This is a genomic window from Bacillus sp. B.PNR1, from assembly GCF_030386235.1.
Lineage (GTDB): Bacteria > Bacillota > Bacilli > Bacillales > Bacillaceae > Bacillus > Bacillus stercoris.
The window spans coordinates 1-15,593 of sequence record NZ_JANYMN010000004.1 but is presented as its reverse complement, the minus strand read 5'-3'; the positions used below and the strand labels follow the sequence as shown (position 1 = coordinate 15,593).

Here is a 15,593-nt window from a genome sequence, read left to right as displayed (position 1 = left end):
TTAAATACTTTTTAATACGTTTCGATTAAATATGGCAAAAACGAATAGCACACAAAAACTCATCCCCGTAAATGGTCAAAAAAAGATGACTTCCTTAGTAAATATATGTAGGTGTCATCTTTTCTTATTGCTAATGTGAATCGAACAACTCATCCTAGATTATTCACTAAAAAATTTAATACCTTTTCTATCTTATTCTTTTTGATTCGTTTTATATAATTCTCCATGAACTCAAAATTGATTTGGTTGTTTTCTGTTAATGGAAGAATTATTTGTTGAGCGTTTAGCCGATTGTTACTAACTGGATAACCATTACCAAACTTGTCTCTTTGTTTTGTTATGGAACATGCAATAAATAATGAAGAGTATTCATTTAACTCTTTAATTGGTTTCAGTGCTGTAACATGAGTATCTAATAACATTTCTGAAGGTTGATAATATGCTATGCCAGCTCCTCCATCGCCATCATTATTTATTGTTAAAACTTTTCCTTCAAAAGAATCTTTTTCATTCCGATTCACAAAACCTTTGTACCCATTATTAAATTTTCGTGCCGATATTAAGGGGAAATTTCCTTCTTCTAAACTACTCATGTTATTTTGGTTACCACGTTTTAGGATAAAGAGATCCGAAATACTAAAGGTACCCCAATTAACTTCGTTCAATTTCACAAGTTCGTACTCGCCAATTTTATTTAGTTCCTTTTCTAAAAACTTTATCATTTTTTGCTTTTTTAATTCTTGTTGTTTTCGTGAGTAATTCTCCATATATCCCCAATCAGGATTGCCTTCAGCTGTTGAGGGAAGTACAATTTTAGTTTTGTTTAGTCTTGTTAAAGTAGCACCATTCCCACCCCAGTTAAATTTTTTAAGTTGGATTTTTAATAAAGGAATTATAAATAAAGCAATGTTTTTTGTTAGCTTTTCGTGAGACAATATTTGGATGTTTTGACCTGTGAAAAATGGTTTTTCCTGATAAAAAACTGTTTGTGTATCTAGCCCTATCGTAATGACATTTCCATTGTTTTTCTTATACTGTGATTTTTGGTCATCACCAATAAATAAATTTACTCCATTGTTAAGGTCTGTCCTAGTTATATAAGGAGTTTCCCCTGTCAGTGAAGTTAGTTTATTTTTATCAATCCCACTATTGGAAGATTCGATTGTAAATAAGCCATTTTCTCCTCCAATATTAAAGTCCTTCCATTTTATTTCATTCATTACTTTCACCATCTTCAAAAAGGTAGCCTCGTCCATGCAGCAACATATCTAATTGAAATGACAAATAATCACTTACTGTATCTTCAAACTCCTCTTCGCTCGGGGGATCTTCATTAAAATAATAAAAAGAATGTAGCCATTCATCATCAGCCTGAACACGGGTTTCTACACAAAAATCATTCGTGGCCTCTATACGATTGAACCAAACATCCAACAATTTTTGCTTTTTGTCTTTTGCAGAAGGCGTTTCAACCAATCCAACATGTTTTGATACTTCGTAACCATCATCTTGAAAATCAATAAACTTGCATATCTTGTCTTCGTGGTGTGGAACTCCAGCCGTAAAGACAGCAATACAAGGATTAGTACCAACACTATAGAAAGTGTCTCTATTTAAATTGATAACCCCTTCTAAAGTATGGTTTTTAAGTATGTTTTCTTTTATTTCTTTTTCTACTTTTGTTTTTCCTGTCATTGAGCTTTGCGGGACAATGATTGCTACTCGTCCACCTTCTACTATTGAATCTAATAAATGCTCAGTAAATGATAGTTCATACAAATCTGGATTCTTTGTTGAACCTTGAGAATACGGAGGATTCATCATGCCAACTGTACAACCTTTTAATTGCAGTTGGGCTGGGTTAGAAGTTAAAAAATTTGTGTTTTCTAGGTTGCTTTTTCCGTCACCCCTTAGAATCATATTAGTAGTTGCGATTGTAAACATATAACTTTGTAGTTCTATTCCTATTAGTTGCTCTTTTTTAATACGATTTCTCTGATAATCATCTTCTGCTTTTTGAAGCATAACGTGCAATGAAGAAATTAAAAAACCGCCAGTACCACAAGTAGGATCTAAAACTTTATCATCCGGTTTTAAATCAACTAAGTCACAAAACAATTCAGTAATATGTCTTGGAGTAAGAATTATACCTAAAGTTTGTCCGTCACCGCCTGAATAGGACATAAACTCCCCATAAAATCGACCTATGTAATCTTCGCCACTTTTGTTATAGCGAATACTTTGATAGATATTTTTATATAAAAATTCTGTATAATGTTTCAACGGAGTTTTATCCAGAGTAGAGTTTATTTGATTTATTTGTGTATTATCTCTTATAACTGAAAACTGGCTAAGTATTTTATCTTTTTTAGTGGTCGGAGAAACATTTGAACGGCTCAAGTTATCTTCTATTGCTTTATATATTTTTTGGCCATCAGTGACATTAGTATCACCCACTAAAGAATTAATAGAGAAGTTGCCAAACTCCATCTCTCTTAAAGCTAATAGTATCCCAGAAACAACTAAAGGCTTATCTTTATCTTGAATCGTTCCATAATTTCTCAAATCTTCATGTAGAGTGGCAGCATCTTTTAATATTTCTTTTGTTTCTTTTTCTGTATATGTATCTTCTTCAAGAATTTCTCTCATATAATATTCATCGATATTATCTTCATTAAAAGATATGAATGTCTCTACTTCAGGAAGTTCTTTATAATCACCACGTTCGTTAATGAAAATTGGACTTATTTTATGCCTCTTTTCATTTCCAGAAACACCAATTGCGATGATTTTATTATAATTTGTTTTATCCACGATATGTTTCCCGTAAAATAACGCTCCATTAACAGCATAATTTGTAACTGAAGCAGGATCTTCAGATAAAATATTTTCTACAGTTCTTTTTTCATGATTTGAAGTGCGGGCTTTATTTTCAATAACAATAACAAAATCTTTGACCACACCTGTATATTCAGGGAACCCTACATTCCCTGTACCTTTTTTAGAAGCTGTTTTTAAAGCCTCGTTGATTGATTTAATCGAGCTCCCTTGTGGATCTAAATCAATTTTGGCTTCTTTAAGCAAGTCGTAAACCCACAAATCCGTTTTCGCCTCATTACGCATTTTCCATCACCTACAAACAAAATAATAAGTCAATTTTATCATATTAGAGTAAACATAGTTATATTTTATTGCATTGTGTCAATTTTAAACACAAAAAAGCCCTTACCTCCAATTAAGGAAGTAGGGTTTATTCCATTTGTGCTTTTGTTATACGTGCGTTAGTGTCTTTAGTTCTTCCTAATACTCTAGGAAGCGGGTCTATTCTTTTTCAATTTCTTCATTTAGCATTAAAGCCGTAAATCCTACAATATAATCCGTATTAATGATAAGCTGGTCAACATGCTGAAAACATTAGATCAAACAAAACGAGATTAAATTAAAAAATCGCCTTGTTTTCAAGGATAACCAATTTATTTTTGCTCGGGAAGATGGGCACCCACAATTAAGAAAGGTAGTGGACACCCGTCTTAAACGATTGCTAAAAAAGGCAGAGGAATTGAAAAGAATATCACTCCTCACTCTTTTCGGCACACGCACACATCTTTATTGCTTGAATCTGAAGTAGGCATTAAAGAAATACTACAACGGCTAGGGTATACCGACATAAATACCACAATGAATATCTATGCTCATATGACCACCAACATGGAAGAAAAGGCCTCCCAAAAGTTCGATAAACTAATGGAAGACCTTCTCTAATCGTTTGTATTATTTTTTATTGTTTGTCGCATGTGTGCACCATGCACACAAAGCAGCACACAAATTTATATATCAGTTGGACAAATCGTTGATATAACAGGATTTATAAACCCCTATTACATCATGCCGCCCATACCGCCCATGCCGCCCATATCAGGCATTCCTGCGCCGCCAGCGTTTTCTTCTGGCTTGTCAGCGACAACGGCTTCAGTTGTTAACAACATAGCCGCTACAGACGCAGCGTTTTGCAGTGCAGAACGTGTCACTTTTGTTGGGTCAACGATACCTTTGTCGATCATGTTTACCCATTCGCCAGTTGCAGCGTTGAAGCCTACGCCGATTTCTTCGTTTTTGAGGCGCTCAACGATGACAGATCCTTCAAGACCAGCGTTGTGCGCGATTTGACGGATTGGTTCTTCAAGCGCGCGAAGCACGATGTTGATACCTGTTTGAGCATCGCCTTCAGCTTCAACTGCAGCGACTTTGTTATATACGTTTACAAGCGCTGTACCACCGCCGGATACGATGCCTTCTTCAACAGCCGCGCGAGTTGAGTTCAGGGCGTCTTCGATGCGAAGTTTACGCTCTTTCAGCTCAGTTTCAGTCGCAGCGCCGACTTTGATGACAGCTACGCCGCCAGCAAGTTTCGCAAGACGCTCTTGTAATTTTTCTCTGTCGAATTCAGAAGTTGTTTCTTCCACTTGAGCGCGGATTTGAGTCACGCGGGCAGAAATTTTGTCTGTTTCGCCAGCGCCTTCAACGATTGTTGTGTTTTCTTTAGTAACGACAACTTTAGAAGCGCGCCCCAATTGAGCGATTTGAGTAGATTTCAGGTCAAGGCCAAGATCTTCTGTGATGACTTCTCCGCCAGTAAGGACAGCGATGTCTTCAAGCATTGCTTTACGGCGGTCACCGAAGCCAGGAGCTTTAACAGCAACTGCGTTGAATGTGCCGCGAAGTTTGTTCACAACAAGTGTTGCAAGTGCTTCGCCTTCAACGTCTTCTGCGATCAGAAGCAATGGTTTGCCTTGCTGAACAACCTGCTCAAGCACAGGAAGGATTTCTTGAATGTTTGTGATTTTTTTGTCTGTGATTAAGATGTAAGGATTGTCAAGAACCGCTTCCATCTTATCAGAATCAGTTACCATGTAAGGAGACGCATATCCGCGGTCGAACTGCATACCTTCAACAACTTCAAGCTCAGTTGTGAAGCCTTTAGACTCTTCGATTGTGATAACGCCGTCGTTTCCTACGCGCTCCATTGCTTCAGCGATAAGGCTTCCGACTTCCTCATCAGCAGCAGAGATCGCAGCAACCTGAGCGATAGACTCTTTGCCTTCGATTGGCTTAGAAATTTCTTTTAAGTTTTCGATCGCAACCGCTACAGCTTGTTCCATACCTTTACGCACGCCTACAGGGTTAGCGCCTGCTGTTACGTTTTTAAGGCCTTCACGGATCATTGCTTGCGCAAGAACTGTCGCAGTTGTTGTACCGTCACCGGCAACGTCGTTTGTTTTGCTGGCTACTTCAGCAACAAGCTTCGCACCCATGTTTTCAAACGCGTCTTCAAGCTCGATTTCTTTAGCGATTGTTACACCGTCATTTGTGATTAACGGAGAACCGAATTTTTTCTCTAGAACCACGTTGCGTCCTTTTGGTCCTAAAGTTACTTTTACAGCATCAGCAAGTGCATCGACACCGCGAAGCATTGCGCGGCGGGCTTCTTCACTAAACTTAATATCTTTTGCCATGTTTACAGTACCTCCTCGAATTTTTAAATGTTTTTATTTAAGAATTAGCCAATAACAGCTAAAATGTCGCTTTCACGTAAGATTAAGTATTCAGTACCTTCGTATTTCACTTCAGTACCTGCGTATTTTGAGAAGATAATGCGGTCGCCCTCTTTTACTTCTAAAGCAACGCGCTCTCCGCTTTCTAACACGCGACCTGAACCAGCTGCCACGATTTTGCCTTCTTGCGGTTTTTCTTTTGCAGAATCCGGCAACACAATTCCGCTGGCAGTTTTTTCTTCAGATTCTACGAGTTCAATGACAACGCGATCACCTAATGGCTTTAACAATGTAATAACCTCCTCAATAGTATGAATATGTAATTTTAGCACTCAGCACTAAAGAGTGCTAACACAATTCTTATAATAAAGAATCTCCCTTCCAATTTCAAGTGATAAGATAAAAAATTTTTCACGCTTACATCATTCTTTTCCGCTCGCTTTTCCGTTAGCTTTTTCACCCCCGTTCCGATTATGTTACAATAGCTGTAGATGAACGAAACCCACTTAACAAAGGAGTACATACCATTTGAGAAAACAGTATTGGTTTATTATTTTGACATATATCATCATGCAGTTTTCCGCATTAATCGCGATTCCCTTGTTATTTAAATTCGGTTATGCCGGAGGACAGCCTACAGATGAAAATATGCTGCATGCACAAGGATTATGGTCCGTCATCAGCTTTATCGCCTGTCTCGTTATTGTTCTTCTCATTTTGAGAACCGTTCCGAAAGAAACGCTGCGAAACGGACAGAAGGACTCAATCGGACTTTCTATCCTTTGGGCGATAGCCGGTTTTTTCATTGCCCTTTTCTCTCAAGGAATTGCAGGCTCTATTGAATACTATGTATTTGGCATCGGAAGAGAATCAGAAAATACACAAGCGATTCTGGATGTCATTCAGGCAGTCCCACTCATGATTATCGTTTCTTCAATCATCGGGCCTATATTGGAAGAAATCATCTTCAGAAAAATCATTTTCGGGGCGCTGTACGAAAAAACGAATTTCTTCTTTGCCGGACTGATTAGCTCGGTTATTTTCGGTATTGTTCACGCTGATTTGAAGCATCTTCTTCTATATACAGCAATGGGCTTTACCTTTGCCTTTTTATATGCGAGAACAAAACGGATATGGGTGCCGATTTTCGCCCATTTAATGATGAATACATTCGTTGTCATCATGCAGCTTGAGCCTGTTCAGAAATACCTTGAACAGCAGAGTACACAAATGCAACTGATTATTGGAGGATTATTTTTATGAGAAACCCGGTAGTTTGGGGAATGATCTACTTTGCCGTAGGGTGCATCTTTACTTATCTTGCCGCAAGCTCGCCAGGCAGCATGTGGTCATTTTACTCCATCCTGCTGATGGTGTTCGCCGCTTACAACATCAGCATTTCTTTTAAGATGTTCGCCTTTTCATTTAAAATCAAAAAGAACCAGAAATAAAGAAAATCCATTTCTCTTCTCCGAGAAATGGATTTTTTATTATTGCCCGGAAGACACGTCCTGATCGGCAGCACTGCTTTTCTGCGCTTTCCGATAAGCGGTCTTCGATATCAGAATACTGATTTCATATAAAATCAAAAGCGGGACCGTCACCATCATATGGGACAGTAACTCAGGCGGTGTAATCAGGGCAGCGATCACCAAGAGCGTAAAATACGCATACTTTCTGATTTTCGCTAAAAACATCGGTGTCACAATTCCGAGCCTGGTCAAAAACATGAGGATGACCGGCATTTGAAACAGCAGTCCAAACGGAATCGTCAGCTGCAGAAGAAAATGAAAATATTCATTAATTCCGATCACCTGATTGACATTCAAGTCCTGAGAGATCCGCTTCATAAAATCAACAACAAAAGGAAATAAAATATAATATGAAAAAGATAAGCCCGCTAAAAACAGCAAAATAGAGATCGGAATGTAGCTGAGCGTTACTTTGCGCTCTTTCTCATAGAGGCCCGGGCTCACAAAAGCCCAAAGCTGATAAAGAATAACCGGCGAGGTCAGGACGATGCCGATGATAAACGCAAACTGCATAAACACATAAAGCGGGTCTGTCAGGTTAAACGCGTTAAGCGTAAGCTGCTTCGCTTCATCTGTTTCTTGCAGATACACAATAATCGGCTTCGCTAAAAAAAATCCAGCAATAAAGAAAACGACAAACGCCAGCGCTACAATCAGCAACCGTTTTCGAAGCTCAGCAATATGCTCCAGCAGCGACATTTGATTCACTTTCATTCGTGTCATCCTAACTTACTGATCTTCTTTCTTTTTTTCCTCTTCATCACTTGTTAATCCTTTAGTAGCGTTTTTGAATTCACGAAGTGTGTCTCCGGCTGCTTTGCCCAATTCAGGCAGCTTTTTGGGGCCGAAGATAATCAGAGCAACGATTGCGATAACAGCAAGGCTTCCAGGACCGATCGGCATATTTGGGCTCCTCCTTTCCCTCTATTCGATTTCCTCTAAAACTGAATAATGCTTCAAGAAATAAACCAGTGACTGAAGCTCAACTGCTAAATCTATATGATGAATTCGAATGTGTTCCGGCACATTCAAACGGGCCGGCGTAAAATTAAGGATTCCCTTGATTCCTAACGCAACCAATCTGTCTGTAATGGATTGAGCGGCAACTGCTGGCACTGTAAGAATGGCAACTGATTCATCTTTTACGTGTTGTTCAAGGTCATCAAGGTTATAGACGGGCACGCCGCCTACCTCAGTTCCTATTTTACTCTCATTTATATCAAAAGCCATAGAAATTTTTGTGTTATTATTTTTTGTGAAATTATAGTGAAGAAATGCCGTTCCCAAGTTCCCGACACCAATCAAAATGACATCAGTCATCTCATCCTGATCAAGCGTTTTTCGAAAAAAAGACAGCAAATAATCCACATTATATCCGTATCCTTTTTTGCCAAGAGCTCCAAAATAGGAAAAATCCCTCCGAATCGTGGCAGAATCAACCTTTACGGCATCACTGAGTTCAGCGGATGATACACGCTGTTTTCCTGACGCATGCAGATTCTTTAAAAAGCGATAGTAAAGCGGCAGCCGTTTCGCCGTCGCCTGCGGAATTTTTGATTGATCCTTATTCATTTTTGGTCCTCCAAATTATACTCGGATAGTTCTCTTTTAAAGTCACCGTTTTTCCCGCCTGTCTTCTCAAGCAAGAAAGTAGGACCGATGACCATTCCCTTATCAAGGGCCTTGCACATATCGTAAACGGTAAGAGCGCACACCGATGCAGAAGTGAGCGCTTCCATTTCCACACCTGTACTCCCTTTCGTTTTGACCTGTGCTTTTATATGAAGTATAACTTCTGCTTCTTTTATTTTCCAGTCAAACGATATATCTACCCCGCTCAATGAAAGCGGATGGCACATTGGAATGATATTCGACGTTTGCTTTGCGGCCATAATGCCTGCCACCTGTGCGACAGCCAGTACATCTCCTTTGCCGATATCGTGACTCTGTATTTTCTCGTACACCTCATTCTTCATGTGTACGCTTGAAACAGCCGCCGCAGTACGGACAGTCGAAGATTTTTCGCTGATATCCACCATCTGGGCTCTGCCTTGTTCATTAAAATGAGAAAATCCATTCATATTAAAACTCTCCTTAAACAGATCATACACTATTTTCTTCTCTATGTCTTATATGGCCAATGTATTGTTTGCTGACTTCTGGTTCATAAGCTACACTTAACTTATTATAACAGAGGTGAAATAATATGATGATCTTACAAGTTAATCAGCTGTCCAAATCGTTTGGTGCTGATACTATTTTAAACAATATAAAGCTGGAAGTCAGAAATCGTGATCGCATCGCCATTGTAGGAAGAAATGGCGCCGGAAAATCCACGCTCCTTAAAATTATCGCAGGCCAGCTTTCGTATGAAAAGGGCGAAATTATTAAACCGAAAGATATTACAATGGGATATCTCGCCCAGCATACTGGCTTGGATTCTAAGCTTACCATAAAAGAAGAGCTGCTGACTGTTTTTGACCACTTAAAAGCAATGGAAAAGGAAATGCGGGCTATAGAAGAAAAAATGGCGGCAGCTGACCCGGGTGAATTAGAAAGCATCATGAAAACCTACGACCGCCTTCAGCAGGAATTCAAAGATAAAGGCGGCTATCAATATGAAGCGGATGTCAGATCTGTGCTGCATGGCCTCGGCTTCAGCCATTTTGACGATTCTACACAGGTTCAAAGCCTCAGCGGAGGCCAAAAAACAAGACTGGCTTTAGGTAAGCTTCTGTTAACACAGCCTGATTTACTCATTCTCGATGAGCCGACAAACCATCTGGATATTGATACGCTTACCTGGCTTGAGCATTATTTACAAGGCTATTCAGGCGCCATTCTCATCGTTTCGCATGACCGCTACTTTTTGGACAAAGTGGTAAACCAGGTATACGAGGTATCAAGAGCCGAAAGCAAAAAGTATCACGGCAACTACAGCGCTTATCTCGACCAAAAAGCCGCGCAGTATGAAAAGGATCTTAAACTGTACGAAAAGCAGCAGGACGAAATCGCAAAGCTGCAAGACTTCGTAGACAGAAATCTGGCGAGAGCCTCTACCACCAAAAGGGCGCAAAGCCGCAGAAAGCAGCTTGATCGAATGGAAGTCATGTCAAAACCGCTTGGTGATGAAAAATCCGCAAACTTTCATTTTGATATTACAAAACAGAGCGGAAATGAAGTCCTCCGTGTTCAGGATCTCACAATCAGCTATGAAAACCAGCCGCCGCTTTTAACAGAAGTGTCATTCATGCTGACAAGAGGAGAAAGCGCCGCGCTTGTCGGCCCTAACGGAATTGGTAAATCGACATTGCTGAAAACATTAATAGACACCCTAAAACCAGATCAAGGAACGATCTCATTCGGCTCAAATGTCAGTGTCGGCTATTATGATCAGGAACAGGCTGAACTGACTTCCTCTAAACGTGTCCTTGATGAGATGTGGGACGAGTACCCCGGGCTCCCAGAAAAAGAAATCAGAACGTGTCTCGGAAATTTCTTATTCTCCGGAGATGACGTGCTGAAACCCGTCCATTCACTGAGCGGTGGCGAAAAAGCAAGATTGGCTCTAGCTAAGCTGATGCTTCAAAAAGCCAACTTTCTCATCCTTGATGAACCGACAAACCATCTGGACTTAGACAGCAAAGAAGTTCTCGAAAACGCGCTGATTGATTATCCAGGCACACTGTTATTTGTCTCACATGACAGATATTTTATTAACAGAATCGCCACAAGAGTGCTGGAGCTTTCTTCAAGCCATATAGAGGAGTATCTGGGAGATTACGATTATTATACAGAGAAGAAAACAGAGCAGCTTGAATTGGAGAAAATGAATCAGCAAGAGGAAACTGAAACAACGCCAGCTACAGTGAAGTCTGACTCCAAACGTTCCTACGAGGAAGAAAAAGAATGGAAAAAGAAAGAGCGCCAACGACTTCGTCGAATTGAAGAAATTGAAGCCACTGTTCAGAGCATTGAAGAAAACATCAGCCGCAATGATGAATTGCTATGTGATCCTGAAGTCTATCAGGATCATGAAAAAGTCCAAGCTATCCATGCAGACAATGAGAAACTCAATCAGGAGCTGGAATCCCTTTTGTCCGAATGGGAAGAACTATCCACAGAAGAAGATTAAAAAAGTCAAGCACCTCTTTTTAGAGGTGCTTTTTATCCACAGAAAATAACCTTATAAACAGATGAAGTAAGCGCTTTATACACATTATCCACAAAATATTCTGAATTTATCCACTTGATTAACAGTAACTTCAGCCCTTTATCCATCTATATCTCTATAATTGCTCACAGATATGTGGATAAATTGTGAATTATCTGTTAATAACAAATAAAAAGTCTCACGCTATTATCTCGTGAGACTTTGATAAGAAGTCAATTCAAGGCCAGGCTGCCCATTCATATCGTATGCACCGCGAATACCCTTTTCAAAAGCAATTGTGCCAGCGGCAGCAATCATCGCCGCATTATCTGTGCATAACGCTAACGGAGGAATGACAAGCGAAACCCCTTCGTGCTGGGCAAATTCCTTTTCTAATGCAGCTCTGAGACCTCTATTTGCAGCTACTCCACCAGCTAAAAGAACCTGTTTGACACCATATTCCTTTGCTGCGCGTGCTGTTTTGGTCACCAAGACATCGATCACACTATTTTGGAAGCTGGCAGACAAATCTTCCGGAGCAATCTCTTGCCCTTTTTGAGACGCATTATGAAGCGTATTGATCACTGCAGACTTCAATCCGCTAAAGCTGAAGTTGTAAGAGCCTTCTTCAAGCCATGCGCGAGGAAGCGGAATATTGTCATTCCCTTTTTCAGCTAGCTTGTCAATTTGCGGTCCACCTGGATATGGCAGACCCATCGTCCGCGCCACTTTATCGTAAGCTTCTCCTGCCGCATCATCAAGGGTTTCCCCAATGACTTCAAATGATCCATGTTCCTTCATATAAACCAGTTCTGTATGGCCTCCAGAAACGACCAATGCCAGTGCCGGGAACACGATGTCTTCTACAAGACGGTTCGCGTATATATGACCGGCTATATGATGAACGCCTACTAACGGAATGTTATGTGCAAAGCTCAATGCTTTAGCGGCATTCACTCCGATAAGAAGCGCTCCCACCAGTCCCGGACCTTCCGTGACTGCAATCGCATCAATATCCCTATACGTCATGCCAGCTTTGCGAAATGCCTCTTCTATAACCAAAGTGATTTGTTCAACATGATGTCTTGAAGCTATTTCCGGAACGACGCCTCCAAAACGCTTATGACTTTCAATTTGAGAGGCTACTACGTTTGAAATGATCTCTTTTCCATTTTTCACAATAGCTGCCGCAGTCTCGTCACAGCTTGTTTCAATTCCTAATACGTACATGTCTTTTTGCTCACTCATTTATCGTCACCCACATAATTAACGCATCTTCCCCGTTATCAGTATAATAGTTCTTTCTTATTCCGCCGGGCTGCATCCCGAATTTCTTATATAAGCCTTGAGCAGGATGATTCGAAACCCTCACTTCAAGCGAAAGCCGTCTTGCGTCTTTTTCTTTGCACAGTTCAACAGCTGAGCGAAAAAGCGTTTCTCCTAAAGACTGGCCGCGATACTCTGGTTTTATCGCTATATTTGTAATTTGGGCATCGTCCATCACAATCCAAATCCCGCAATACCCAGCTAGATGGCCGTCCTTTTCAATCACGAGATAATGAGCATACGGGTTTTCCAGCAGCTCATGATAAAACGAATCCTTCGTCCAAGGAGACGTAAAGGAGGATGCTTCGATTTCGTATACGTGATCTATATCCTCAAGCCGCATATTTCTGACCGCTGCTTTTGTTTTCATCCTATCACCCTACTTTTGACTTTCAATCCATTTCGCTTCAGCTTCTGCCAGCCGCAAGTAATCAGGGACAAGCCTATGAACATCAGCTGCTTCCTTTTCCTTCCCGAGAAATGCCAATTCTGAAGGACGCGGGTTATGCTGGGCGGCAGTTCCAATGAACCCTTTTGTTCCAAGCACATCCTCGATCATCTGCTTGTGAATAGAAGTATCATGACCTAAAAACAGCACTGGGCGGTCCTTTTCTTTTAGCATCTCCAGCCAATCTGCCAGCAGCACATTTTGATCCGGAGCAACTTGCTCTAAAAGCCCATTTTTGTACTCATACAGACCTGTGTACACCTGTCCCCGTCTAGCATCAAAGATTGGGCAGATCAGACCCTCAAAATGCCGGCCATTTGCCGCAAGTGTCTCAAGACTTGATACAGCAGCAATTGGAATGTCTAAAGACCAAGCAAGTGTTTTGGCCAGCGTCACACCTATTCTTACTCCTGTGTATGAACCAGGGCCTTTTGCAACGACAATTTTAGAAAGGTCCTGCGGTGCCATATCACAATCACTCAGCAATGAATGAACAGCAGGCATCGCTCTTACAGAATGATTCTTTTTCAAGTATGTAATGTATTCTGCTATAACGGTGTCTCCTCGAAGCAGCGCAATGCCCAATGTATAATTTGATGTATCAATTGCTAATATTGTCATGTCTACTTATCTCCTCACAAAGCATTTCATACCGATTCCCGACAGCAGTAAAGGTGATTTCCCGCTCACTATCACCAGCTCTTTTGATGACAATTTGCAGACGCTCCTGCGGCAGCTGTTCTTCAATTAAATGGGCCCATTCAATGAGACAGACACCTTGTCCGTGAAAATATTCATCGAGTCCCAAATCTTCACTTTCATCTTCCATTCTATATACATCCATATGATAAAGAGGAAGCGAGCCATCGTTATATTCTTTTATAATTGTAAAAGTCGGACTGTTTACAACACGTGTAATTCCCAGCCCTTCCGCAAAACCTTTCGTAAAAGTCGTTTTACCTGCACCTAAATCGCCCTCTAATGTCAGGACGTCTCCCGGTTTAGCAAACGATGCAGCCAGCTTGGCAATTGCTTTTGTTTCTTCAGGATTTACGGTTCTCCACTTTAATTGCTTCACACGAGTCACCTGTCTTATTTAAAATGATTATATCCTTTTTTCTCTAAAATCATTGATGTTTTATCTGCTTTTAGGATCACATTGGATTCTGTTTTTTTCCTGACTTGGCCAATCTTTGTAATGGGCAGTTGACGTGTTTCGCACTCCTGCTTCAGCACTTCCCACTCGTCATTTGAAACCGTCCCTGTCAGCTCAAAATCCTCACCGCCAAACAAAGCCCATTCTTTCCAATTACGATGAAGCTTAGGCAAATCAGGATGAATTGGAAGCATGCTTTCATCAATTTCAATTGAAACACAGCTGGCTTCTGCAATCTCGTTCAGTTCACTAGCCAATCCGTCACTAATATCATTTAAAGCCGCCCGATTCATACTTGAGCACAATCTGCCGACACTTACTCTTGGCTGAGGCCGTTTATGCCTGTGGATAAAGTAATCCGTTTCCACAGATGAGTTTTGAAGATTAGTCTCTTCCAGCAATAAAGAAAGTCCTGCTGCAGAAGAACCGATTTCACCCGTTACAAACACTATATCATTCGGTCTAGCCAAGCTGCGTAAACAGGCCCTTCCCTTTTCTACTTCACCGATCACAGTGACAGTTACGACTAATTTGTCAGAGATAGAGACTGTATCACCGCCAATCAGATCCATATGATATAGTTTCGCCAGTTCATTCATTCCTTCATACATCGCCTTGATTTCAGCTTTAGTCCATTTTGAAGGTACCGCAATTGATACCAAATAATATTTAGGAATGCCGCCCATCGCGGCAATATCACTTATATTAACGGCTAACGCCTTATACCCGATATCTTCAGGTGAGGAATAGTGTAATTTGAAGTGCACGTCTTCTACCATAGTATCAACACAAACAATTTCCTGAACGCCGTGTTTCGCAGTGTAGAGCGCTGCATCATCACCAATTCCTACATCAACGGAAGAATGGTGAATGGTCCGTGGAGTAATGCTATGTATCAAATCAAATTCATCCATGAAGCAAAACCTCCTTTCAACCCTAGTTATGCCTATATGTGCTCCCCCTAGTTTATCGAATTTTGCTAGAATATCCAAGAAGTTGCCGATATAAAGAAAGCTTGGCTAAGACACCAAGCAGAAGATACAGTAAAAGAAAACACAAAAAAAACGAAAACATGATCGTTTCGTTTACATTAATGGCGGTCCGGACGGGACTCGAACCCGCGACCTCCTGCGTGACAGGCAGGCATTCTAACCAACTGAACTACCGGACCATATTTATATAGTGTATTATTTCGGTTGCACCCTTTGGGCACTCCTTTTTCATTCAAAATAATTTGGTTGCGGGGGCAGGATTTGAACCTGCGACCTTCGGGTTATGAGCCCGACGAGCTACCGAACTGCTCCACCCCGCGATGATGTAATTTAAGATAAAAGCTTGGCGGCGTCCTACTCTCACAGGGGGAAACCCCCGACTACCATCGGCGCTGAAGAGCTTAACTTCCGTGTTCGGTATGGGAACGGGTGTG

General features: G+C 40.8%; 17 protein-coding genes, 2 tRNA genes and 1 rRNA gene. 4 read left to right on the top strand and 16 right to left on the bottom strand.

The window, feature by feature from the left end; genetic code table 11:
• Positions 1–149 precede the first annotated feature (149 nt).
• Positions 150–1,232: a restriction endonuclease subunit S gene (locus tag NZD81_RS19040; RefSeq protein ID WP_282374333.1), complete on the bottom strand. Its 1,083-nt coding sequence runs from the start codon at positions 1,230–1,232 to the stop codon at positions 150–152.
• Positions 1,213–3,123 carry an HsdM family class I SAM-dependent methyltransferase gene (locus tag NZD81_RS19035; protein ID WP_282374029.1) on the bottom strand — a complete coding sequence of 637 codons (1,911 nt, stop codon included), beginning with the start codon at positions 3,121–3,123 and terminating at the stop codon, positions 1,213–1,215. Before NZD81_RS19035 ends, NZD81_RS19040 begins: the two co-directional genes overlap by 20 nt.
• Before the next feature lie 414 nt (positions 3,124–3,537).
• Between NZD81_RS19035 and NZD81_RS19030 the strand changes: the two genes are divergently transcribed.
• On the top strand, positions 3,538–3,762 hold the full coding sequence (locus NZD81_RS19030) for a tyrosine-type recombinase/integrase (RefSeq protein WP_345774689.1): 225 nt from the start codon (positions 3,538–3,540) through the stop codon (positions 3,760–3,762).
• A 116-nt stretch (positions 3,763–3,878) separates the two neighbouring features.
• On the opposite strand, the gene groL is transcribed toward NZD81_RS19030, so the two are convergent.
• The gene (groL, locus tag NZD81_RS19025; protein WP_069840090.1) at positions 3,879–5,513 is read right to left on the bottom strand and encodes a chaperonin GroEL; all 1,635 of its coding nucleotides are present in this window, start codon (positions 5,511–5,513) and stop codon (positions 3,879–3,881) included.
• Positions 5,514–5,557: 44 nt separating this feature from the next.
• Complete coding sequence (groES, locus tag NZD81_RS19020; RefSeq protein WP_003155970.1) at positions 5,558–5,842, bottom strand: co-chaperone GroES; 285 nt, start codon at positions 5,840–5,842, stop codon at positions 5,558–5,560.
• Between the two features lie 238 nt (positions 5,843–6,080).
• On the opposite strand from groES, the gene NZD81_RS19015 reads away from it, so the two are divergent.
• Entirely contained in the window at positions 6,081–6,815 is a 735-nt protein-coding gene (locus NZD81_RS19015; RefSeq protein ID WP_014663011.1) for a CPBP family intramembrane glutamic endopeptidase, read from the top strand.
• Entirely contained in the window at positions 6,812–7,003 is a 192-nt protein-coding gene (locus NZD81_RS19010) for a YdiK family protein (protein WP_003225680.1), read from the top strand. The genes NZD81_RS19015 and NZD81_RS19010 overlap by 4 nt, the downstream gene beginning before the upstream one ends.
• 39 nt (positions 7,004–7,042) lie before the next feature.
• On the opposite strand, the gene tatC is transcribed toward NZD81_RS19010, so the two are convergent.
• Genes tatC through moaC form a run of 4 tightly spaced genes read right to left on the bottom strand, consistent with a single transcriptional unit; the run spans position 7,043 to position 9,165 of the window.
• Positions 7,043–7,807: a twin-arginine translocase subunit TatC gene (tatC, locus tag NZD81_RS19005; RefSeq protein WP_080478173.1), complete on the bottom strand. Its 765-nt coding sequence runs from the start codon at positions 7,805–7,807 to the stop codon at positions 7,043–7,045.
• 6 nt (positions 7,808–7,813) lie between these two features.
• A complete protein-coding gene (gene tatAY, locus NZD81_RS19000) occupies positions 7,814–7,987 on the bottom strand; it encodes a sec-independent protein translocase protein TatAY (RefSeq protein ID WP_003234072.1) in 174 nt (57 codons plus the stop codon).
• A gap of 21 nt (positions 7,988–8,008) precedes the next feature.
• Positions 8,009–8,656, bottom strand: a complete 648-nt coding sequence (locus NZD81_RS18995) for a redox-sensing transcriptional repressor Rex (protein WP_003234073.1) — start codon at positions 8,654–8,656, stop codon at positions 8,009–8,011.
• Complete coding sequence (moaC, locus tag NZD81_RS18990) at positions 8,653–9,165, bottom strand: cyclic pyranopterin monophosphate synthase MoaC (RefSeq protein ID WP_003243499.1); 513 nt, start codon at positions 9,163–9,165, stop codon at positions 8,653–8,655. The genes NZD81_RS18995 and moaC overlap by 4 nt, the downstream gene beginning before the upstream one ends.
• A 125-nt stretch (positions 9,166–9,290) precedes the next feature.
• On the opposite strand from moaC, the gene NZD81_RS18985 reads away from it, so the two are divergent.
• A complete protein-coding gene (locus NZD81_RS18985; RefSeq protein ID WP_282374028.1) occupies positions 9,291–11,219 on the top strand; it encodes an ABC-F family ATP-binding cassette domain-containing protein in 1,929 nt (642 codons plus the stop codon).
• A 225-nt stretch (positions 11,220–11,444) separates the two neighbouring features.
• Here NZD81_RS18985 and tsaD read toward each other — a convergent pair whose 3' ends face one another.
• The 8 genes from tsaD to rrf form a co-directional block, all read right to left on the bottom strand.
• The gene (tsaD, locus tag NZD81_RS18980) at positions 11,445–12,485 is read right to left on the bottom strand and encodes a tRNA (adenosine(37)-N6)-threonylcarbamoyltransferase complex transferase subunit TsaD (RefSeq protein WP_014663007.1); all 1,041 of its coding nucleotides are present in this window, start codon (positions 12,483–12,485) and stop codon (positions 11,445–11,447) included.
• On the bottom strand, positions 12,478–12,933 hold the full coding sequence (gene rimI, locus NZD81_RS18975) for a ribosomal protein S18-alanine N-acetyltransferase (protein WP_003243019.1): 456 nt from the start codon (positions 12,931–12,933) through the stop codon (positions 12,478–12,480). Before rimI ends, tsaD begins: the two co-directional genes overlap by 8 nt.
• Before the next feature lie 9 nt (positions 12,934–12,942).
• The gene (gene tsaB / locus NZD81_RS18970) at positions 12,943–13,632 is read right to left on the bottom strand and encodes a tRNA (adenosine(37)-N6)-threonylcarbamoyltransferase complex dimerization subunit type 1 TsaB (RefSeq protein ID WP_243572485.1); all 690 of its coding nucleotides are present in this window, start codon (positions 13,630–13,632) and stop codon (positions 12,943–12,945) included.
• Complete coding sequence (gene tsaE, locus NZD81_RS18965; protein WP_069149068.1) at positions 13,613–14,089, bottom strand: tRNA (adenosine(37)-N6)-threonylcarbamoyltransferase complex ATPase subunit type 1 TsaE; 477 nt, start codon at positions 14,087–14,089, stop codon at positions 13,613–13,615. The genes tsaB and tsaE overlap by 20 nt, the downstream gene beginning before the upstream one ends.
• 14 nt (positions 14,090–14,103) lie before the next feature.
• Positions 14,104–15,081, bottom strand: coding sequence for a thiamine-phosphate kinase (gene thiL / locus NZD81_RS18960; RefSeq protein ID WP_282374027.1), 978 nt, complete (start codon positions 15,079–15,081; stop codon positions 14,104–14,106).
• Between the two features lie 180 nt (positions 15,082–15,261).
• Positions 15,262–15,338, bottom strand: a tRNA-Asp gene (locus tag NZD81_RS18955).
• A gap of 64 nt (positions 15,339–15,402) precedes the next feature.
• Positions 15,403–15,479 (bottom strand) — tRNA-Met (locus NZD81_RS18950).
• Positions 15,480–15,500: 21 nt separating this feature from the next.
• Positions 15,501–15,593 (bottom strand): 5S ribosomal RNA (gene rrf / locus NZD81_RS18945); the annotation flags it as partial.